General features: G+C 69.0%; 15 protein-coding genes, 2 CRISPR repeat arrays and 1 riboswitch. Of the genes, 4 read left to right on the top strand and 11 right to left on the bottom strand.

The window, feature by feature from the left end:
* Positions 1 to 14: 14 nt before the first annotated feature.
* The gene (locus HZU84_RS12985; protein ID WP_180692948.1) at positions 15 to 1,238 is read right to left on the bottom strand and encodes an efflux RND transporter periplasmic adaptor subunit; all 1,224 of its coding nucleotides are present in this window, start codon (positions 1,236 to 1,238) and stop codon (positions 15 to 17) included.
* Between the two features lie 163 nt (positions 1,239 to 1,401).
* Here HZU84_RS12985 and HZU84_RS12980 point away from each other — a divergent pair, with 163 nt between their 5' ends.
* Positions 1,402 to 2,040, top strand: a complete 639-nt coding sequence (locus HZU84_RS12980) for a TetR family transcriptional regulator (protein WP_180692947.1) — start codon at positions 1,402 to 1,404, stop codon at positions 2,038 to 2,040.
* Here the strand turns inward: HZU84_RS12980 and HZU84_RS12975 are convergent.
* The 10 genes from HZU84_RS12975 to HZU84_RS12930 all read right to left on the bottom strand — a co-directional run bounded on the left by HZU84_RS12975 (position 1,997) and on the right by HZU84_RS12930 (position 12,168).
* On the bottom strand, positions 1,997 to 3,361 hold the full coding sequence (locus HZU84_RS12975; RefSeq protein WP_149503651.1) for a sigma-54-dependent transcriptional regulator: 1,365 nt from the start codon (positions 3,359 to 3,361) through the stop codon (positions 1,997 to 1,999). The genes HZU84_RS12980 and HZU84_RS12975 overlap by 44 nt on opposite strands.
* A 4-nt stretch (positions 3,362 to 3,365) precedes the next feature.
* Positions 3,366 to 5,381, bottom strand: coding sequence for a sensor histidine kinase (locus HZU84_RS12970; protein WP_244954267.1), 2,016 nt, complete (start codon positions 5,379 to 5,381; stop codon positions 3,366 to 3,368).
* 14 nt (positions 5,382 to 5,395) lie between these two features.
* Positions 5,396 to 6,130 carry an amino acid ABC transporter ATP-binding protein gene (locus HZU84_RS12965; protein WP_037483544.1) on the bottom strand — a complete coding sequence of 245 codons (735 nt, stop codon included), beginning with the start codon at positions 6,128 to 6,130 and terminating at the stop codon, positions 5,396 to 5,398.
* A gap of 42 nt (positions 6,131 to 6,172) precedes the next feature.
* Positions 6,173 to 6,838: an amino acid ABC transporter permease gene (locus tag HZU84_RS12960; RefSeq protein ID WP_149503652.1), complete on the bottom strand. Its 666-nt coding sequence runs from the start codon at positions 6,836 to 6,838 to the stop codon at positions 6,173 to 6,175.
* Positions 6,839 to 6,857: 19 nt separating this feature from the next.
* A complete protein-coding gene (locus HZU84_RS12955) occupies positions 6,858 to 7,601 on the bottom strand; it encodes an amino acid ABC transporter permease (RefSeq protein WP_244954268.1) in 744 nt (247 codons plus the stop codon).
* 89 nt (positions 7,602 to 7,690) lie between these two features.
* Positions 7,691 to 8,584, bottom strand: coding sequence for an amino acid ABC transporter substrate-binding protein (locus HZU84_RS12950; RefSeq protein WP_149503654.1), 894 nt, complete (start codon positions 8,582 to 8,584; stop codon positions 7,691 to 7,693).
* Positions 8,585 to 8,653: 69 nt separating this feature from the next.
* The gene (locus HZU84_RS12945; RefSeq protein WP_149503655.1) at positions 8,654 to 9,619 is read right to left on the bottom strand and encodes a transporter substrate-binding domain-containing protein; all 966 of its coding nucleotides are present in this window, start codon (positions 9,617 to 9,619) and stop codon (positions 8,654 to 8,656) included.
* 193 nt (positions 9,620 to 9,812) lie between these two features.
* Positions 9,813 to 10,394 carry a TMEM165/GDT1 family protein gene (locus HZU84_RS12940; protein WP_149503656.1) on the bottom strand — a complete coding sequence of 194 codons (582 nt, stop codon included), beginning with the start codon at positions 10,392 to 10,394 and terminating at the stop codon, positions 9,813 to 9,815.
* 20 nt (positions 10,395 to 10,414) lie between these two features.
* Positions 10,415 to 10,586, bottom strand: a riboswitch (yybP-ykoY riboswitch).
* A 45-nt stretch (positions 10,587 to 10,631) separates the two neighbouring features.
* The gene (locus tag HZU84_RS12935) at positions 10,632 to 10,973 is read right to left on the bottom strand and encodes a YegP family protein (protein WP_149503657.1); all 342 of its coding nucleotides are present in this window, start codon (positions 10,971 to 10,973) and stop codon (positions 10,632 to 10,634) included.
* A 139-nt stretch (positions 10,974 to 11,112) separates the two neighbouring features.
* Positions 11,113 to 12,168: a MerR family transcriptional regulator gene (locus HZU84_RS12930; protein ID WP_180692946.1), complete on the bottom strand. Its 1,056-nt coding sequence runs from the start codon at positions 12,166 to 12,168 to the stop codon at positions 11,113 to 11,115.
* Between the two features lie 195 nt (positions 12,169 to 12,363).
* Between HZU84_RS12930 and HZU84_RS12925 the strand changes: the two genes are divergently transcribed.
* The 3 genes from HZU84_RS12925 to HZU84_RS12915 are packed head-to-tail and all read left to right on the top strand — an operon-like array spanning position 12,364 to position 15,471.
* Positions 12,364 to 13,473 (top strand): NAD(P)/FAD-dependent oxidoreductase, encoded by a 1,110-nt coding sequence (locus HZU84_RS12925; protein ID WP_180692945.1) that lies wholly within the window; start codon positions 12,364 to 12,366, stop codon positions 13,471 to 13,473.
* Entirely contained in the window at positions 13,470 to 14,783 is a 1,314-nt protein-coding gene (locus tag HZU84_RS12920) for an FAD-binding domain-containing protein (RefSeq protein ID WP_149503660.1), read from the top strand. The genes HZU84_RS12925 and HZU84_RS12920 overlap by 4 nt, the downstream gene beginning before the upstream one ends.
* Positions 14,704 to 15,471 (top strand): SDR family NAD(P)-dependent oxidoreductase, encoded by a 768-nt coding sequence (locus tag HZU84_RS12915; RefSeq protein WP_149503661.1) that lies wholly within the window; start codon positions 14,704 to 14,706, stop codon positions 15,469 to 15,471. Before HZU84_RS12920 ends, HZU84_RS12915 begins: the two co-directional genes overlap by 80 nt.
* Positions 15,472 to 15,576: 105 nt before the next feature.
* A CRISPR array of direct repeats spans positions 15,577 to 17,296; the repeat unit is 28 nt; unit sequence TTTCTGAGCTGCCTACCCGGCAGTTCAC.
* 101 nt (positions 17,297 to 17,397) lie between these two features.
* A CRISPR array of direct repeats spans positions 17,398 to 19,347; the repeat unit is 28 nt; unit sequence TTTCTGAGCTGCCTACCCGGCAGTTCAC.
* Between the last annotated feature and the right edge of the window lie 129 nt (positions 19,348 to 19,476).

Below are 19,476 nucleotides of genomic sequence, written 5' to 3'. Positions count from 1 at the left end.
TCTCTCCTGGGCGATCAGCGGCTGGCCGCCGAGGCGGCGGGGGCCGCGGCGGCGACCGGCGGCGTCCACGGCACCGGCGTGACCGGCGTCGGCGTGCGCAGGTTCATCTTCTGGAAGCCGTCGACGATGACGCGCTCGCCCTCCTTCAGGCCGTCGAGCACCACCCAGCTGGCGCCGTGGCTGCCGCCGATCTTCACCGGACGCGGGGCGGGCAGGTTGCCCTCGCCCACCACCAGCACGGTGTCGCCGGTGCTGCCGCGGGTCACCGCCTGCTGCGGCAGCAGCATCGCGCGCGGCGCCTCGGCCTGCGCGGTGCGCACCCGCACGAACAGGCCCGGCAGCAGCGTGCCCTTGGGGTTGGGCACCTCGGCGCGCAGCGTCACCTGGCCGGAGGTGGCATCGACCGACAGGTCGGAGAACAGCAGCCGGCCGGGCTGCGGATGTTCGCTGCCGTCGTCGAGCACCAGGCGCACCTCGGCGCCACGCCCGCCGCCCTGGCCGAGCTGGCCGGCCTCGACCGCGCGGCGCAGCCGCAGCACCTCGGCGGCGGACTGGGTGAAGTTGACATACATCGGGTCGGTCTGCTGGATCAGCGCCAGCTGCGTGACCTCGCCCTGCCCGACCAGCGCGCCCTCGGTGACCAGCGCACGGCCGATGGTGCCGGAGATCGGCGCCCGGACCTGGGCGTAGTCGACGTTGAGCCGCGCGGTGGTGACCGCCGCCTTGGCGGTGGCGACATCGGCCTGCGCCTGCTTCAGCGCGGTCTGCGTCGCCACCCATTCGGTCTGGCTGATCGCCTTGGCCGCGGCCAGCGGCTCGTTGCGCGCCAGATTGGCCTGGGCCTGGGCCAGATTGGCCTCGGCCTTGGTCTGCGCCGCCAGCGCGCTGTCGAGCGTGGCGCGGTAGGGCGCGTCATCGATCTGGAACAGCGCCTGGCCGGCCTTGACCTCGCTGCCCTCGGTGAACAGGCGCTTGCCGACCACGCCGGCCACCCGTGCCCGCACCTGGGCGGTGCGCCAGGCCTCCAGCCGGCCGGAGAGCTCGGTGTCGATCGCCACCGGCTCGGCCTTGACCGTCAGCACGCCCACGGCCGGGGGCGGCGGTGCCGCGCCAGCACCGGGACCGGGCGCGGCACCTGCGGCCTTGTCACCACCGCCACAGGCGCTCAGCGCCAGCGCGGCCAGCAAGGCCACCGCCAGCGTCAGGGCCGAGCGGGCATGGGGAAGATGAGAACTCATGCGTGAATTCATGTCGGAGAGAACGTCGGAGACGTCTTGAGATCGGTCGGGATGGCCGCATCATACATACAATCACGAATGTATGTTGAATGCCGCAAGGCCGGATGCACGGGCCTGGCCCGTTCCGGCATACCATCCGCGCCCCACAAGGAGACCAAGAAGCATGGTCAGGAAAACGAAAGAAGAAGCGGCGGAGACCCGATCCCGGCTGCTCGACACCGCCGAGGAAGTATTCCTGCGCGAGGGCGTGACACGCACCTCGCTGCAGCGCATCGCCGAGGCGGCCGGGCTGACCCGCGGCGCCATCTACTGGCACTTCCAGGACAAGGCCGACCTGTTCAACGCGATGATGGAGCGGGTCTGGCTGCCCTGCGAGGAGGCCTGCATGCTCGACACCCAGGCGGATGCGGCGCAGGCGCTGCGCGAGTTCGCGCGCCAGCCGCTCGAGCGCATGATGGAGGACGAGCGCACCCGGCGGGTCTTCACCATCGCGATCCACCGCACCGAGTACAGCGAGGAGATGCGCACCGCCCTCGAGCGCCACCTGGAGGCGATGGAAGCGTTCCGCACCGAGGCCGAGGCGATCGTGCGCCGCGGTCAGGCCGAGGGCGACTTCGAGGCCCGGCTCGACAGCCGCGCCGCCTCGGTGGCGATGATCGCGCTGATCGACGGCCTGCTGTCGCGGGCCACCTCGACGCCGACCGGCCCGGACGAGCTGCGCGACGCCTTCGCGGCGATCGACCTGTTCGTGGCCGGGCTCACTCCCCGGCCTGAAGCCGGTGCTTGCGGATCTTGTCGTTGAGCGTCGTCTTGGGCACGCGCAGCGCCTTGGCGGTGCGGGCGATGTTGCCCTGCTGGCGGCGCAGCTCGGCGGCGATCAGGCTGCGCTCGTAGCTGTCGACCGAGTCGGCCAGCGACAGGCCCTCCTCGCCCGCGCCCTCGCCGGGCTCGGACGCCTCGACCGGCGGCGGGCCGAGCAGATCGTCCTTGCGCACGCCCAGCACCAGGCAGTCGGCCGCATTGCGCAGCTCGCGCACATTGCCGGGCCAGTGGTGCGCCATCAGCCGGTGCATCTGCTCGGTGGTGACGTTCGGCGGCGGGCGGTTGAAGCGGCTGGCCGCCAGCACCATGAAATGGTCGAGCAGCACCGGAATGTCCTCGCGGCGCTCGCGCAGCGGCGGCAGCTCGATGGTGACCACGTTCAGCCGGTAGTACAGGTCGGAGCGGAAGCTGCCAGCCTGCGCGCGTGCGATCAGGTCATCCTTGGTCGCGGCCACCACCCGCACATCCACCCGCAGCGGCTGGTTCGAGCCCAGGCGCTCGATCTCGCGCTCCTGCAGCACCCGCAGCAGCTTGATCTGCATCGGCAGCGGCATGGATTCCAGCTCGTCGAGAAAGAGCGTGCCGCGGTCGGCATGCTCGATCTTGCCGATGCGGCGCTTCTGCGCGCCGGTGAAGGCGCCCTGCTCGTGGCCGAAGAGCTCGCTGTCGAGCAGGCTGTCGGGCACGCCGCCGCAGTTCAGCGCCACATAGGGCCCGGCGCGGCGGCCGGAGAAGTCGTGCAGCGCACGCGCCACCACCTCCTTGCCGGTGCCGGTCTCGCCGTGGATCAGGATGTCGACCGGCGAGCCGGCGACCTCCGAGATCAGCCGGCGCACCCGCTGGATCTGCGGCGAGCGCCCGACCAGCTTGCCCTCCAGCCCGTCGCGGCCGGCCAGCGCCGCGCGCAGCGTGGCCACCTCCAGCGTCAGGCTGCGCTTCTCGATGGCGCGGCGCACCACCTCGACCAGCAGCTCCGGCGAGAAGGGCTTGGGGATGAAGTCGTAGGCGCCGCTGCGCATCGCCTCGACCGCCAGCGTCACGTCGCCGTGGCCGGTGATCATGATGACCGGCAGGTCCGCGTCCAGCCCGTGGCAGTGGCGCACCAGCGACAGGCCGTCGGCGCCGGGCAGGCGCATGTCGGTGACGATCACGCCGGCAAAGCCCGGCGTGATCAGGCCCATCGCCTGCTCGGCCGAATCGACCGCCTCGACCGACAGGCCGGCAAGCTGCAGCGCCTGGACGCAGCCGAGCTGCATGTGGAAGTCGTCCTCGACGACAAGAACGGAGAGTTCGCGGGTCATGGGGTCAGGAAATGGAAGGCGAGACCGTGTCGGGGTCGGACGCCGCCTCGCCCGGGGGCAGCGGCAGCCGCAGCGTGAAGCATGCACCACCTTCCGGGTGGTTGCTCGCCTCGAGTTCGCCGTGGAACTCGCGCACGATGTCGCGCGAGATCGCCAGGCCCAGACCCAGGCCGACGCCCGCCTCCTTGGTGGTGAAGAAGGGCTCGAACAGCCGGGCACGCACCGACTCCGGCACGCCGGGTCCGCTGTCGACCACATCCAGGCGCAGCGGCGGCTCGCCGTCCCGGGCCGCGGCATCCGGTCCGGCCGAGATGAGCAGGCGTCGCACCGGGCTGTCCTTCATCGCGTCGGCGGCGTTGCCGATCAGGTTGATCAGCACCTGCTCGAGCCGGTTCGGATCGCACCAGGCGACCACCTCGCCGGGCACGCACAGATTGCGCACCTCCACGCCCTCGCGGCGCAGGCGCTGGTCGTAGAGGAAGAGCGCATTGGCCACCGCATGGGCCACATCGGTGGCCGCCGGCACCGCGGCCGACTTGCGCGCGAAGCCCTTGAGCGGCTGGATGATCTGACCCATCTGGTCGGCCAGCCGGGTGATGATGCCCAGGTTGCCCGACACCGCCTTCTGGTCGCCGCGGCGCTGGAACTCGACCGCATTGCCCGCCAGCGTGCGGATCGCGCCCAGCGGCTGCGCCAGCTCATGCGTGATGCCGGTGGCGAGCTGGCCCAGCGCGGCCATCTTCCCGGCGTGAACCAGCTCGTCGTGGGCCTCGCGCAGCGTGCGCTCGGCCTGCTCGCGCTCGGCGATCTCGCGGCGCAGCCGGGCATTGGTCTCGGTCAGCGCCCGGGTGCGGCGGGCGACCTTGTGCTCGAGCTCGGCATTGGCGCGCTCGAGCAGCTGCTTGGCCTCGAGCTTCTCGCGCATGCTGCGCCGGCGCTGGTTCAGGAACAGCGTCAGCAGCAGCACGAAGCCGACCGCCACCGCCGACAGCATGCTGTGCAGCACCGCCTGGTTGCGCACCACCCGCAGGTCCGGGAAGATCATCAGCCGCCAGTCCATGCCGTCGAGCGCCCGTCCGAGTACCAGCACGCGGGTGCGCACCGGGCGCTGACCGTCCTCGGGCGGCAGCAGGCCCGGCGGCAGCACATCGTCGACTTCCCTGCTGGCCTCGATGCCCGCACTGCCCTCGCTGTCCTCGTCGCCGTCGCCGCTCTCGGCATCGGCCAGGCGCAGCGGCACCGGGAAGCGCGGCAGCGGCTGCTCGTCGTAGAGCCGGGTGATCTGCATCTCGACGCGCTGCTCCAGTGTCGGATCGCTCAGCGTGGTGTAGCGCCACTCCGGACGCGACGACAGGATGACCACCCGGTTGGTGTCGGTCAGCAGCGCCGGTGCGCCGAGCATCTCCCACATCTGCTCGATCGGCTCGAGGCTGATCTTGATGGTGGCCACGCCCAGCACCCGCGCGCCGTCGCGGATCGGATGCGAGACGAAATAGCCCGGCTGGTGGGTGCGTGCACCGATGGCGAAATGCCGCCCGACCTGGCCTGACAGCGCCTCCTGGAAATAGGGGCGGAAGGAGAGATCCTCGCCGAGCTGGCTGTCGTCGCCGGCCTGGTCGCTGCTGGTGGCCACCACGATGCCGCGCTCGTCGAGCACGAACACCGCCAGGCTGCCCAGGTGCGCATTGAGCCGGCGCAGATAGCTGTTGGCCGCGCTGACCCGCAGCGCATGATGCGGCTCGAGCAGCAGCGCCTGGACCTCGCGGTTGAGCTGGATGGTGGCCGGAATATGCTCGAGCCGGCGGATCGCGCCCTGCGCGGCCGAGGCGAACAGGTCCAGCCGGTGGTCGGCATCGTCGCGCAGCAGCGCCAGGCCGTGGCGCTCGCTCAGCACGAAGCCGCTCCAGCCGGCCGCCAGCACCGTCAGCAGCGCCAGCAGCACGCCGGCGAGCTGGCGCACCGCCGGCCACAGCGGACGGCGCGGCCCGAACAGCCGGGACGGAGCAGAGCCCGAGATCAAGCCCGACGCGGGCCTCAGTGGCCGAGAATCTTCGACAGGAACTCCTTGGCGCGCGGCGAGCGGGCATCCGGATTGCCGAAGAACTCGTCCTTGCGGCAGTCCTCGATGATCTGGCCCTTGTCCATGAAGATCACCCGGTGGCTGACCTTGCGCGCGAAGCCCATCTCGTGGGTCACGCACATCATGGTCATGCCCTCGTTGGCCAGCTGCACCATCACGTCGAGCACCTCGCCGACCATTTCCGGGTCGAGCGCCGAGGTCGGCTCGTCGAACAGCATCACGATCGGGTCCATCGACAGCGCGCGCGCGATCGCCACGCGCTGCTGCTGGCCGCCGGAGAGCTGGCCCGGGAACTTGTCCTTGTGCGCCATCAGCCCGACGCGGTCGAGCATCTTCAGGCCGCGCTTGACCGCATCGTCCTTGGAGCGGCCCAGCACCTTGATCTGCGCCAGCGTCAGGTTCTCGGTCACCGACAGGTGCGGGAACAGCTCGAAGTGCTGGAACACCATGCCCACGCGCGAGCGCAACTTGGGCAGGTCGGTCTTCGGGTCGGCGATCGAGATGCCGTCGACGACGATGTCACCCTTCTGGAAGGGCTCGAGCGCATTGACGGTCTTGATCAGCGTGGACTTGCCCGAGCCCGAGGGGCCGCAGACGACGACCACCTCGCCCTTCTGGATCGAGGTGGTGCAGTCGGTCAGCACCTGGAAGCTGCCGTACCACTTGGAGACGTTCTTGATGTCGATCACGATGGGAGTCCTCGATCAGGAATTCAGCGAATTTCAGCTAATTCAGCGAATGATGGCGATCTTCTTCTGCAGGTGCTTGACCAGCATCGACAGCGAGAAGCAGATGACGAAATAGATCAGGGCCGCGACGATGTAGGTCTCGACCGGGCGGTTGAAGTTCTTGCCGGCGATCTCGAAGCCCTTGAGCATGTCGTAGGCGCCGATGGCGTAGACCAGCGAGGTGTCCTGGAACAGGATGATGGTCTGCGTCAGCAGCACCGGGATCATGTTGCGGAAGGCCTGCGGCAGCACGACCAGCTGCATCGTCTGGCGGTAGCTCATGCCCATCGCGTAGCCCGCGAAGACCTGGCCGCGCGGCACCGACTGGATGCCCGCGCGCATGATCTCCGAATAGTAGGCCGCCTCGAACAGCGTGAAGGTGATCAGCGCCGAGACCTCCGCGCCCATCGGCCGGCCGATCATCAGCGGGATCAGCAGGAAGAACCACAGGATCACCATCACCAGCGGGATCGAGCGCATGGTGTTGACATAGGCCGCGGCCGGCCCGGCCAGCCAGGGCTTGCCGGAAAGCCGCATCAGCGCCAGCAGCGTGCCCAGCACGATGCCGCCGACCATCGCCACCAGCGTGAGCTGCAGCGAGAACAGGAAGCCCTTGGTGACGTAGGTGGCGATGACCTCGCCGCTCAGGAAGGAAAAGTCGAGTTGCATGGGAAGCCTTTGCTGCCGCTCACTTGCCGGCGCCGATCGTGCCGGGAATGCGCAGGCGCTGCTCGATCAGCCGGGCCACCTGGTAGACCAGGATCGAGGTGATGAAGTAGAGCGCCGTCACCGCCAGATAGATCTCGATGCCGCGCGAGGTCTCCTCCTGGGCCTGGCGGGCGAACATCGTCAGCTCCGCCACCGAGACCGAGAAGGCCACCGACGAGTTCTTGACGATGCCCATGCTCTCGCTGGTCAGCGGCGGAATGACGATGCGCAGCGCCGAGGGCAGCAGCACATGGCGGTAGGTCTGCGGCAGCGTCAGGCCCAGCGCCTGGCCGGCCATGCGCTGGCCGCGCGGCAGGCTCTGGATGCCGGCCTTGACCTGCTCGGACACCCGCGCCGAGGTGAAGAATCCCAGGCCCAGCACCACCAGCAGGAAGCTGGGAATCTGCTTGAGCGCCGGCACCAGCTCGGGCACGACGAAGTACCAGAGAAAGACCTGCACCAGCACCGGAATGTTGCGGAACAGCTCCGTCCAGGCATCGCCCAGCAGCACCAGCCCGCGGCTGGGCGTGGTGCGCAGGATGCCCATCAAGCAGCCGAACAGCATCGCCACCGCCAGCGCCAGCAGCGAGACCGATGCCGTCCAGCCCCAGGCCGAGAGCATCCAGTCGAGATAGGTGATGTCACCGCCTGCGCCGAAGCAGCTCGGGCGGGCCTCGCCGTCGATCGTGTCCCTGCAGAAGACCTGCCAGTCCCAGTCAGCCAATTGATTCTCCTCGTCGTCCAAGGCGGACGGGCCGCATGTCGCGGCCCGTCCGCTGTGGATGACCCTGCGGGTCATCCGGTGCCTTCATCTCACTTCTTCGCGTACTCTTCGGCGGGCTTGTCGTTGGGGTTGGCCCAGGCCGCCTTGGTGGCCTCCGACAGCGGCAGACCCACCGGAGCATTGGCCGGCGGGATCGGCTGCATGAACCACTTGTCATAGAGCTTGGCCAGGTCGCCGCTCTTGATCATGCCCTTGATGCTGTCGTCGACCGCGGTCTTGAACGCCGGGTCGTCCTTGCGCAGCATGCAGGCGATCGGCTCGACATTGAGCACCTCGCCGACGATGCGGAAGTCCTTCGGATTCTTGGCCTTGGCGATGCTTCCCGCCAGGATCTGGCCGTCCATCACGAAGGCGTCGGCGCGGCCCGACTCCAGCAGCAGGAAGCTGTCGGCATGGTCCTTGCCGAAGACTTCCTCGAAGTTCACGCCGTTGGCGCGCTCATGCTTGCGCAGCAGCTGCACCGAGGTCGTGCCGGTGGTGGTGGCGACCTTCTTGCCGTTGAGCTGCGAGATCGAGGTGATGCCCGAGTTCGCCTTGACCGCGATGCGCACTTCCTCGACATAGGTCGTCACCGCGAACGACACCTGCTTCTGGCGGGCGGCGTTGTTGGTGGTGGAGCCGCACTCGAGGTCGACCGTGCCGTTCTCGATCAGCGGAATGCGGTTCTGCGAAGTCACCGGCTGGAACTTGACCGTCAGCGACGACAGGCCCAGCTTCTTGCGCAGGTCGCCGGAGATGCGCTCGGCCATCTCGGTGTGGAAGCCGACATACTTGCCGTCACCCAGCGTGAAGCCGAGCGCACCGGAGGACTCGCGCACGCCCAGCGTGATCGTGCCGCTCGACTTGATCTTGTCGAGGGTGCCCGAGGCCTGCACGACACCGGCGGCCAGCAGCGCCGCGACGAGAACGAAGGATTTCTTCATGGCTCTTCCTTGTGGGAGGGGTGGAATGGGTGGGTGAATGGGCAAAGGGTTGGAGGTGGGGCCGCGGCCTCAGCCCAGGGGCCGGTCGTTCGGGCTGCGCTGCAGCTGCAGCATCGCCGGCGAAGGCGGCCAGTTCAGGTTCAGACCCCAAGGCGGTATCGGCTCCTGGAACCAGCGCTGGTAGATGCGCATCGCCTCGCCGGACTGCATCAGACGCACCAGCGCGCGGTCGACCGCCGCCTTGAAGGCCGGGTCGCCCCGGCGCATCATGCAGGCGTAGGCCTCCTGGGACATCGGGGTTCCCACGACCTCCCAGTCGCCCGGGCGCACCGCGCGGGCCCGCGCGCCATACAGCAGCGCGTCATCCATCATGAAGGCCTCGGCGCGGCCGGACTCCAGCGCCAGGAAGGCCTCCTCATGGTCGCGCACGGTCACGATGCGCACCTCGAGCCGGCGCCGTTCGACATGCGTGCGCAAGAGGCGCTCGGACGTGGTGCCGGCCGTCACCACGGCGGAGCGTCCAGCCAGATCGGAGAAGTCGCGGATCGGCGAGCCGCGCCGCACCAGCAGCCGGGTGCCGGCGATGAAGAAGGTGGTCGAGAAGGCGACCTGACGCGCCCGGTCCGCGGTGTGGGTGGTGGAGGCGCACTCCAGGTCGACCGTGCCGTTGCGCACCAGCGGAATGCGGTTCTGGGTGGTCAGCGGCACCAGGCGCAGCGTCAGCGCCGGCAGCTTCAGCTCGGCCTTCAGGCTGTCGACCACCCGCAGCATCAGCTCATGCGAGTAGCCGACCACCCGCTTGCGGCCGTCGTAGTACGAGAACGGCACCGAGGACTCGCGGTGCCCGAGGCTGATCGTGCCGGTCTCGACGATGCGGCGCAGGGTTTCCGACTCCGGCAGCGACTGCTCCGGCGCCGGGCGCGGCTGGGCCAGCGCCAGCATCGGCGCCAGCGCCAGCAGCAGGGCCGCACCCACGCGCACACGGACCGTCAGGCGGCCGGGGCTCGAAAGGTCGGGGATCTTCGCGTCGTTCATTGCACCAGAACAGAGCATGACTCGTGCCAGCCCGTGACGAGGCCGCCGTCGCTCCAGCCTGCCAACGAAAGGCAGGGCCGACCGGGACCGAGCGACGCGTGCCGGGTCCGGCAATCCGTCACGGCCACCGGCCAGGCAATCGGATTTCCGGCCCGGCGCGCGAATGCAGCGTCAGCCTGCAGCGCCAGAGCAGTCAGAGCATCCGGCCGACATTGAACAGCGTCATCACGCCCAGCACCGCGAAGATGGCCGCGGAAATGCCGTGCACCAGCCGCATCGGCAGCCGGGTCGCGGCCTTTTCGCCGATCAGCACCGCCGGCACATTGGCCAGCATCATGCCCAGCGTGGTGCCGCAGACCACCTGGATCAGCTCGGTGTAGCGCGCCGCCAGCGCGACCGTGGCGATCTGGGTCTTGTCGCCCATCTCGGCCAGGAAGAAGGCGACCACCGTGGTGCCGAAGACCCCGAATCGACCCGCCTCGGCCTCGGCCTCGTCGATCTCGTCGGGCACCAGCATCCAACCGGCCATCGCCAGAAAGGACAGGCCGATGACCCAGCGCAGCACATCCGGCCCGAGCAGCCGGGCCACCGTGTCGCCGACCAGTCCGGCCAGCGCATGGTTGAGCAGGGTCGCGGCCAGGATGCCGAGAATGATCGGCACCGGGCGGCGGAAGCGCGCCGCCAGCAGCAGCGCCAGCAGTTGCGTCTTGTCGCCGATCTCGCCCAGGGCGACGATGCCGGTCGAGACGAGAAAGGGTTCGAAGGCGAGGGCCATTCAGTGGTTCTCCGGGGCCGGTGGTGCAGGATCAGCGATGACCATGCAGCACCACCGGCCCGTCCGGAGGCTGCATGGTCATCGGTCTTGCCAGGCCCGGAGGGGGCTGCCCGCGCCATGTCCGTGAGGGACAAGCATGTTGACGCGAGGCACCGGACAGGGTCCGGTCAGCTACTCCCCGATGACGGGAAGGCCGCGATTGTGCCTGCGCAGGCGCCCTTGCGGCGAGCGCCGGGCTCAGCTCGCGCTCAGATCCTTCAGCTCGGCCTCGGGTGCGTTGCGCGCAACCGACAGGATGCCGTTCTCCATGCCGGCCGCCGACGAGTACATCTCGCTCTGGCCGATGATCTGGCCGTTGCCGGCCTTCAGCACGAAATACGGCTCGCCGGCCTTGGACTCGCGCCGGTCGAAGCGCTCGGGCAAGGCCGCATTGGTGCGCACCGACTCGATGCCGCCGAGCGCCGCCGCATGGCTGGCGTAGCTCTGGCTGCTCAGGATGACCTGGTGATTGCCGGCCTTCAGCACGAAGCGGAAGCTGCCGGTGCCGGACGGGTGAAGCTCGAAGCGACCTGCTGTCATCGCGATGTCCATCACGGAAGTGGAAGGTGCGCACAGCGTAGCGGGTGAGCACCGCAGCGGTCCCCGGGCGAACCCGTGCCGACCCGGCGCTTCATCGCGCCTTCATCAGCAAGCCCTTGGCAGCGCACGCCGGCCGCTCTCATTCCAGCACCCGATCGGCATCGAGCTGCCAGCCCTCCTCGGCGGCGATGCGGCGCAGCGCCTGCTCGAAGCGCTGGCGTGCCAGCGCCGCGGTGCGGCCCAGCTCGTCATGCAGGCGCCGGTCGGCCGGGGTGTCGACCGCGCAGCGGGCGCTGTAGTCCTCGAAGTCGCCCAGCAGCTGGATCAGCTCGGCCAGATGGCGCGGACATTCGCACAGCACCCGGCTGGTCAGGCGGGCGGCACGCGCCAGCGCCTCGGGCGACAGCGCCGGCTGCGCGGCCACCGGCGGGTCGGCCGGCTCCTGAGGCCAGCGGGTCTCGGCGCCGGCCAGCTCGAGCAGCGTGGCGCGCAGCAGCCGGGCCATCTCGGCGCGCCCGAGCGGGCCGCGCCAGACCGACACGCCCGCCTCGCGCAGGCGCTGCACCAGACGGTCCGAGCCGAAGCCGTAGACCACCACCACCTCGCGCGCGACCTGCTCGCGCTGCAGGGCCAGCAGGCGCTCGACCCCGTCCGGATGCAGCGTGTCGATCTCCAGGGCCAGCAGGTCATGATCGCCCCGGGACAGCGGCAGCGCCGACTGCGCCGCCCAGTCCAGCAGCCGGTGCTCGCCCGGCAGCGCGCCGAGCTGCGCGGCCAGCACCGCCGGCAGGGTGCGCCCGCCGCCGCACACCACCAGCGCCCGCGCACGCGGCGCCGGCTCGCCGCGCGGCCGGGCCGACAGGCGCGAGGCGGCCGGCTCGGTCGCGGCCGGCGCCGTCTGTCCGTTCACCAGCAGCTCCTGCAGCGCCGGCTCGGCCAGCGGCGCCAGCGTGCCGATCGCATGGCCCTGCTCGACCAGCGACCGGATCATGCCCAGCCGGCGCACATCGGCCGAGGAATACAGCCGGTGGCCCGACACCGACTGCGGCGGCGCGACGATGCGGTAGCGCCGCTCCCACACCCGCAGGGTCGCCACCGCGATGCCGGTCATGCGGGCCACCGCCGCAGTGCGGAAGCGCGGCACCGCGTCATCGCCCCGGGACACCGGTTCGCCGTGAAAGAGGGCTGTGTTCATGTTGATCACCTTTCTGGTCTGGATCGCTTCCATCGCTTGTCTCCGATTCGTCCTCGACTTGACCCGCATGACTTGGACAGACAAACCCAGGAATTCAGATGAACCGATTTTGCATCGCTTCAAAGCGGGTTCATGATACGCCCCATCGGCCGATCATGCAGTGCAGATCGGTCACGAAACCTCCGGAGCCCTTCGATGTCCTCTTCTTGTCTCACCTCCATCGGGACGCCGCGGATTGCGGTCATCGGCGCGGGCGTGTCCGGCGCGCTGTGCGCGCAGGCCCTGGCGCAGGCCGGCGCGCAGGTCGAGCTGTTCGACAAGGCGCGCGGCCCCGGCGGGCGCATGGCCACCCGGCGCCATGGCGAAGGCGCGCAGGCGCTGCACTTCGACCATGGCGCCACTGGCTTCGAGAGCCACTCGCTGGCCCTGCAGCCCTGGATCCGGCGGGGCGCCCAGGCCGGCTGGCTGGCGCCGTGGCGGGCGCAGCGCCCGGACGGTGCGGACCCGGTGCGCTGGGTAGCGGTGCCGGGCATGAACGAGATGGTGCGCCAGCTGGTCGGCACGCTGCCGCTGCAGCTCGGCCAAGCGGTGAGCGCGCTGCATGCGCAGCCGCAGCACACGACCGCACCGGAGAGCGCGCCGCGGCGCTGGCGCCTGCAGCTGGGCGAACAGCCGCTGCTGCCGCGCAGCCATGATGCGGTGGTGCTGGCGATGCCGCCGCAGCAGGCCGCGGTGCTGCTGCAGGCCCATCGGCCCGACTGGGCCGAAGACGCCCGGCAGGTCGAGATGGAACCCTGCTGGACGCTGATGGCCGAGACGGACGAGCCGCCCGCCTGGCCGGCCTCGCTGCTGCGCCCGGCGCATGGCCCGATCGCGCTGCTGCTGCGCGACGACCACAAGCCGGGACGGCGACTCCGCCCGGGGCGGGCCTGCTGGGTGGTGCAGGCCCGCCCGGAATGGTCGCAGGCGCACCGCGACGAGCGGCCCGAGCAGATCGTGGCGCGGCTGCTCGACGCGCTGCGCGCCGAGGTCAATCCCGGCGGCGACCTGCCGGTGCATGTCGCGATGGCGCATCGCTGGCTGTACAGCCGCCCTCGCCCGCTGCTGCGCGCCGGCCCGAGCTGCTGGTGGGATGCCGAGCTGGGCCTGGGCGTCTGCGGCGATTTCCTGGGCGGCGGCACGGTCGAGCTGGCGGCGCTGTCGGGCCTGGATCTGGCCGAGCGCATCGGCCGCGAACCGCCGCGTCCGCTGCTGCGCGAGCGGCCCGCCCCGGCCGACCTTCATCGCCAGGAACAGCCGGCATGACCAGCCCCGACCCCAGCCGGCCTGAGGCCCTGCGCCGCATCGCCGCGATCGATGCCGAAGCCTATGCCCGCACCCGCAATGCGCTGGACGGCGCGGTGACCGGCCTGTCGCCGTGGATCACGCACGGCATCGTCACGCCCGCCGAGGTGCTGGCCGGCGCCATCGCCGCCCACGCGGCGGCCGGGCGCCGCACGCCGATCGGCCTGCAGCACCGGCTGGTGATGGAGCTGGGCTGGCGCGAGTATTTCCGCCATGTCTGGCACCACCGCGGCGACGCGATCCTGCGCTCGCTGCATGAGGGCGTGCTGCCGGGCGCCGCCTATGCCGACGCGGTGCCCGACGATGTGCGCCAGGCGCGCACCGGCGTGCCGGTGATCGACCGCGCGGTGCGCGAGCTGCACGCCAGCGGCCATCTGCACAACCATGCGCGGCTGTGGCTGGCCAGCTATCTGGTGCATCTGCGCAAGGTGCACTGGCGCGCCGGCGCCGACTGGCTGTGGCCGCGCCTGCTTGACGGCGATCTGGCCAGCAACCACCTGAGCTGGCAATGGGTGGCCGCCACCGGCAGCCGCAAGCCCTATCTCTTCAACGCCGAGAACATCGCCCGCCATGCGCCGCCCGAGTGGCACAGCCCGGGCAGCGTGCTCGACACCGACTACGACAGCCTGGAGCGCATCGCACGCAGCCCGACACCGGTGCGCACCCGGCCCCGGCCGGATGCCGAGGGTCTTCCCGAGCCGGCACTGCAGGCCGAGCCGTCGGACGGCATCCCCACCCGCATCGGCGCCGAACTGCACGAGCAGGTGCGCGGCCGCGAGGTCTGGCTGGCGCACCCGTGGGCGCTGGGCGACCCGCCCGCCGACCTGCCGGCCGGCACGGTGGTGGTCGGACTGCTGGTGGCCGAGACCCACCGGGCGCGGCCCTGGAGCGCCGCGCGCTGGAACTTCGTGATGCCCCGGCTGCGCCAGCTCGCGCCGCACTGCGCACTGGCGCCACTGGCGCAGTGGCGTGCGCTGCTGCGCGACGCGCGCCGGGTGCATGCCCGCGACGACCCGCATCTGCGCCCGGCGCTGGAGGCGCTGGCGACCGATCTGCGCCCCGCGCCGCGGCTGTTCCCGCACATCGCGCGGCCCTGCGATTCCTTTTCCCAGTGGTGGACCCGGGTCGGGCGCGAACTGTCGCCGGCGGATCCCGTCTTTTCCCTTGTCTGTCCCGTTCCAGGAGACCCTGATGCCGACCCCGTCGCCTACCCCGTCCTCCCTCCCCCCCGTCGTGCTGGTGACCGGCGCGCGCGGTGGCATCGGCCGTGAGCTGTGCCGCCGCCTGAAGGCCGACGGCCTGCGGGTGGCCGCGGTCGGGCGCGATGCCGGCGCCCTGCAGCCGGTCGAGGCCGATCTGCGCATCGCCGCCGACACCACCACGCCCGAGGGCGCACAGCTCGCGGTGGCCGCCTGCCAGGAGGCCTTCGGCCAGGCGCCGCAGCGGCTGGCGCACTGCGTCGGCAGCACGCTGATCGCGCCGCTGCACCGCACCCGCGCCGAGCAGTGGTCCGAGCTGCGCCGCGTCAACCTCGACAGCGCGGTCTTCATGCTCGGCGCCTGGATCGAGGCGCTGCGCGCGGCCGGCCAGCCCGGCGCGGCGGTGCTGTGCAGTTCGGTGGTGGCGCGCATCGGCGTGGCCAACCATGAGGCGATCGCCGCGGCCAAGGGCGGCGTCGAGGCCCTGGCGCGCAGCGCGGCGGCCACCTACGCGCCGGCCGGCCTGCGCATCAACGTGGTCGCGCCCGGCATGACCGAGACGCCGATGACCGCCCCGATGCTCAAGGTCGAGGCGATGCGCGAGGCCGCCGCGCGCCAGTACCCGCTCGGCGGCGTGCAGGGCGCCGACACCGTGGCCGCCACCGCCGCCTGGCTGCTGAGCGACCAGGCCTCGCGGCTGACCGGCCAGGTGATCGCGGTGGATGGGGGGTTCAGCACGGTCAGGCCGCTGGTGAGGTGATGTGACGTGAGGTGGCGACGCAGTCACGCTGACAGCGCCGTCACCCTCGCGCAGGCGAGAGCCCACGCAGACATCCAAATTTCAATCCCTGCCACCCCGCTTTATTTTCCAAGCTGCTTACCCAGCAGTTCACACGTAGTTTCAATCCACGCCCACCAATCTCACTTTCTGAGCTGCCTACCCGGCAGTTCACAGGCAGTTCACAAGCTGCTGGACCGGATCATTCCGGACATCGATTTCTGAGCTGCCTACCCGGCAGTTCACCATGTGGTCATCGGCCAGAGCCACGAGCTGCTTTTCTGAGCTGCCTACCCGGCAGTTCACGTCATGGTGCTGTCTCCCGTGGGTGTCTGCCTTTTCTGAGCTGCCTACCCGGCAGTTCACCCCGCGTGGCAAATATGATGCACGGGTGAGGGTTTCTGAACTGCCTACCCGGCAGTTCACCCGTTGCGGCTGGGGATGCTGGCGGCGTCCATTTTCTGAGCTGCCTACCCGGCAGTTCACAAGGGCCGCGCCCGGGGCTGGCGTCACCTCCATTTCTGAGCTGCCTACCCGGCAGTTCACCAGGCGGTGCAGATCCGCGCTGATCTCGGCCTTTTCTGAGCTGCCTACCCGGCAGTTCACATCTGCGACGATGTGGCCGGCGTCCCCGGCTCTTTCTGAGCTGCCTACCCGGCAGTTCACGCCACGTCGTCCGCCTCGCGCTCGGCCACTGCTTTCTGAGCTGCCTACCCGGCAGTTCACGGGCCAGTGATCCACACGGTCCCGAAGATCACGTTTCTGAGCTGCCTACCCGGCAGTTCACAGCCACCTCGGCCGACCGGATTGGGTCCGTCTTTTCTGAGCTGCCTACCCGGCAGTTCACCGGCATCCGCACTCAGGACATCGCGATCTGATTTTCTGAGCTGCCTACCCGGCAGTTCACACGACGAGGGGCGCACGGTGCGGGTGCCGGTCTTTCTGAGCTGCCTACCCGGCAGTTCACTTCGACGATCAGGACCGATCCGGGCACAATGCTTTCTGAGCTGCCTACCCGGCAGTTCACTCATAGATAGCGTCGCGCGCTTCATCTTGATCTTTCTGAGCTGCCTACCCGGCAGTTCACACCTCCAGCTGCAGGAGGGCCGCGCCCGGGCTTTTCTGAGCTGCCTACCCGGCAGTTCACAGGTTTGCGGCGCTGGCATTGGATCGCTGTGATTTCTGAGCTGCCTACCCGGCAGTTCACGATCCCGCCGGCCAGGCCGATCAACAGCAGGATTTCTGAGCTGCCTACCCGGCAGTTCACTCCGAGTACGCGATTGAGGTCGTCCCCGGTGATTTCTGAGCTGCCTACCCGGCAGTTCACACCAATGAGGGCCGGGCCATGTGCACACAAGCTTTCTGAGCTGCCTACCCGGCAGTTCACTTGGACTCGTTTGAATAACTGTGCGCCCCGGCTTTCTGAGCTGCCTACCCGGCAGTTCACGACCGAGGTGGCGTTATCGGCGTCATGCAGCATTTCTGAGCTGCCTACCCGGCAGTTCACCAGCAGATCGAGCATGTCGGCCGCCCGGATCATTTCTGAGCTGCCTACCCGGCAGTTCACGTGTCGTGCACTCCGGCGCCGACCGACGACATTTTCTGAGCTGCCTACCCGGCAGTTCACCGCAATGCGCACCACCAGACGACGATCGACATTTTCTGAGCTGCCCACCCGGCAGTTCACTGGGGTGGGGCGTACCGCATCGCAGGGTCGGTTTTCTGAGCTGCCTACCCGGCAGTTCACCCCTCGTCAACCCGCATTGCCGCCCCCGTCCTTTTCTGAGCTGCCTACCCGGCAGTTCACGGCGACCTCGGGCTGCAGTACCTCGGTGATCTTTTCTGAGCTGCCTACCTGTCAAGACCCGGCAGTTCACGAGCCCGCGTCCCCTCGCTGCGGCTTGCAGGCTTTCTGAGCTGCCTACCCGGCAGTTCACGGACATGCACACTGCGCCAGCAGAGCGGCTGTTTTCTGAGCTGCCTACCCGGCAGTTCACGCCAACCCGCCGCCTGGGGCATGGGTGGAGCATTTCTGAGCTGCCTACCCGGCAGTTCACACGGGTGAGGACCCACCCCTTGAGTCCTGGAATTTCTGAGCTGCCTACCCGGCAGTTCACGGCGGTTCGGGCTGCAGACCCTAGGCGCGCTTTTTCTGAGCTGCCTACCCGGCAGTTCACGCCGCCCGCCGCGCCGGACTCTCGACAGACCATTTCTGAGCTGCCTACCCGGCAGTTCACCCGGCAGCCCTACGGGCCGCAGCCCTTCGGGCTTTCTGAGCTGCCTACCCGGCAGTTCACTGACGTGACTCCACCGGATTGGGGGTGGTTGTTTTCTGAGCTGCCTACCCGGCAGTTCACGATCGGCGATCAGCTCACGATCCAGGACGCGATTTCTGAGCTGCCTACCCGGCAGTTCACCTCAAGGGTCTGGCCGTCGCCGAGGAGGTGCATTTCTGAGCTGCCTACCCGGCAGTTCACAGCAGCCCAGCCACCTGCACTGCGATGCACCGTTTCTGAGCTGCCTACCCGGCAGTTCACCACAATATCGAAGAAAACGGAATGGTCCCCCTTTTCTGAGCTGCCTACCCGGCAGTTCACCAGCGATCCCGGCGATGTGCGGCCAGACCTGCTTTCTGAGCTGCCTACCCGGCAGTTCACGCACATGGACAGCACATCGCGGTCCAGCAGCATTTCTGAGCTGCCTACCCGGCAGTTCACATCTGCTGCAAGCAGCGGAACGGCGAATGGGATTTCTGAGCTGCCTACCCGGCAGTTCACGGTGCGCGCGAGATCGCCGCGCTGATCGAGCTTTTCTGAGCTGCCTACCCGGCAGTTCACATACCGCTTCTCGGCCATCAGCCGCACGATCTTTTCTGAGCTGCCTACCCGGCAGTTCACAGTGCCTTCAGTACCGCAAACCTCCACCAAGATTTCTGAGCTGCCTACCCGGCAGTTCACGCGGACGCAGCGGTCAAAGCCTGGGAATACAATTTCTGAGCTGCCTACCCGGCAGTTCACGATCAGCTCGACGCGATCCGCAAGATGTTCCCTTTCTGAGCTGCCTACCCGGCAGTTCACCAGTGCCCGAGGCCCTCGGCGCCGTGCTCGATTTTCTGAGCTGCCTACCCGGCAGTTCACATCTCTGGGGTCTGCGGGCCGGCTGCGCGCACTTTCTGAGCTGCCTACCCGGCAGTTCACTGCGTCACCACCTCGCCCGTCTGTAGCTCATATTTCTGAGCTGCCTACCCGGCAGTTCACCGCCACTGATGACGCCCAGGTGCCGCTCGACGATTTCTGAGCTGCCTACCCGGCAGTTCACGTCGTGATGGTCTGGACTGCGGGCCTGGCGGTTTTCTGGGCTGCCTACCCGGCAGTTCACCCCAGGGCCGGGACAGCGTGCCCAGCGTCTCGTTTCTGAGCTGCCTACCCGGCAGTTCACCGACGGCGATCTGACCATCGTCGAGCGCATGGTTTCTGAGCTGCCTACCCGGCAGTTCACTCGCCCGGTGAGCATGGTCCGAGCCGCGGTCATTTCTGAGCTGCCTACCCGGCAGTTCACACACTGCTGCCGCAACTCACTGCGCTGGCGCATTTCTGAGCTGCCTACCCGGCAGTTCACCAGACACACCCCGAAGGGGGGCTTCCGTGCGTTTTCTGAGCTGCCTACCCGGCAGTTCACGTGCGACGCGCTGCGCGTGATCGGCGCACTCTTTTCTGAGCTGCCTACCCGGCAGTTCACTCATCGTCGGGGCACTCGCTGCCGCTATCCCTTTTCTGAGCTGCCTACCCGGCAGTTCACATGATTCGCCGCCGCGTCCGCATCATCGTCGGTTTCTGAGCTGCCTACCCGGCAGTTCACGACGGCTCTGTTGCACAAATCCACGAGCAGACGCCCTGACCCCAACCCCGGACGGACTCATGCCACGGCACCCACCGGCACGGTCTGCGGCCGGCCGATCTGACTGAAGCGGTTGAGCACGGCCACGCG

The organism is Sphaerotilus sulfidivorans (assembly GCF_013426975.1).
GTDB classification, from domain to species: domain Bacteria; phylum Pseudomonadota; class Gammaproteobacteria; order Burkholderiales; family Burkholderiaceae_C; genus Sphaerotilus; species Sphaerotilus sulfidivorans.
The sequence above is the reverse complement of the archived record's forward strand: the minus strand, read 5'-3'. Positions and strand labels throughout refer to the sequence as shown.

Excerpts from the sequence above, each read along its gene's own strand:
- HZU84_RS12935 (WP_149503657.1), bottom strand. The coding sequence starts at position 10,973 with ATGACAGCAGGTCGCTTCGAGCTTCACCCGTCCGGCACCGGCAGCTTC.
- HZU84_RS12980 (WP_180692947.1), top strand. The coding sequence starts at position 1,402 with ATGGTCAGGAAAACGAAAGAAGAAGCGGCGGAGACCCGATCCCGGCTG.
- HZU84_RS12950 (WP_149503654.1), bottom strand. The coding sequence starts at position 8,584 with ATGAAGAAATCCTTCGTTCTCGTCGCGGCGCTGCTGGCCGCCGGTGTC.
- HZU84_RS12930 (WP_180692946.1), bottom strand. The coding sequence starts at position 12,168 with ATGAACACAGCCCTCTTTCACGGCGAACCGGTGTCCCGGGGCGATGAC.
- HZU84_RS12985 (WP_180692948.1), bottom strand. The coding sequence starts at position 1,238 with ATGAGTTCTCATCTTCCCCATGCCCGCTCGGCCCTGACGCTGGCGGTG.
- HZU84_RS12920 (WP_149503660.1), top strand. The coding sequence starts at position 13,470 with ATGACCAGCCCCGACCCCAGCCGGCCTGAGGCCCTGCGCCGCATCGCC.
- HZU84_RS12945 (WP_149503655.1), bottom strand. The coding sequence starts at position 9,619 with ATGAACGACGCGAAGATCCCCGACCTTTCGAGCCCCGGCCGCCTGACG.
- HZU84_RS12925 (WP_180692945.1), top strand. The coding sequence starts at position 12,364 with ATGTCCTCTTCTTGTCTCACCTCCATCGGGACGCCGCGGATTGCGGTC.
- HZU84_RS12975 (WP_149503651.1), bottom strand. The coding sequence starts at position 3,361 with ATGACCCGCGAACTCTCCGTTCTTGTCGTCGAGGACGACTTCCACATG.
- HZU84_RS12960 (WP_149503652.1), bottom strand. The coding sequence starts at position 6,838 with ATGCAACTCGACTTTTCCTTCCTGAGCGGCGAGGTCATCGCCACCTAC.
- HZU84_RS12940 (WP_149503656.1), bottom strand. The coding sequence starts at position 10,394 with ATGGCCCTCGCCTTCGAACCCTTTCTCGTCTCGACCGGCATCGTCGCC.
- HZU84_RS12915 (WP_149503661.1), top strand. The coding sequence starts at position 14,704 with ATGCCGACCCCGTCGCCTACCCCGTCCTCCCTCCCCCCCGTCGTGCTG.